The 512-nt window shown below is 47.3% G+C and carries 1 pseudogene; it reads left to right on the forward strand.

The window, feature by feature from the left end:
* Nucleotides 1-32 precede the first annotated feature (32 nt).
* Nucleotides 33-512, forward strand: a pseudogene (locus tag AB4585_RS27765) (hypothetical protein); the annotation flags it as partial.

Raw genomic sequence — 512 nt, forward strand, 5'->3', positions numbered from 1 at the left:
ACTTAAGCCAGTATCGGTATTGAGTGTAAGCTATGACCTTGTGCAAGAAAGGGACGATATGGGCAGGCTTGCTTGTCTATTTCGTCCTTTCAGTCCCTGCCTATTCACAAAGCATGTTCCATACCTTAGGTTGGATTAGCTCCTCATCGTCAGTAGAACAGACCTTTCGTTATCCGCAACTCACCGAATCCATCTACTCCAATAATCGCCATCAACTGATATGGTTGCAGCCTCATGATAGGCAGGTGTTTGAAGACATCATAGAGATGGTGGTATTAGCCGAACTCAGCCCGTTTTTCGATCAGCGACTGCAAACGCTTCACCAGCTAAGAAGCTCTGAGCAATACTACCAGTATGACTTGCTGGCAACAGACCTAATGCTGGCGTTTCTCAGTTACCGAGAACTGTTGAGGGAGAACAAAGATACCTGGTTATACGGACAGGGATTACCGTCCGACTGGGCCGACCCTCCGGAAAACGTTGTCGCTGAATTTGAAACCTCTGTAGAAAGC

The organism is Vibrio sp. 10N.222.49.C9 (assembly GCF_041474985.1).
Taxonomy (GTDB): Bacteria; Pseudomonadota; Gammaproteobacteria; order Enterobacterales; family Vibrionaceae; genus Vibrio; species Vibrio crassostreae_C.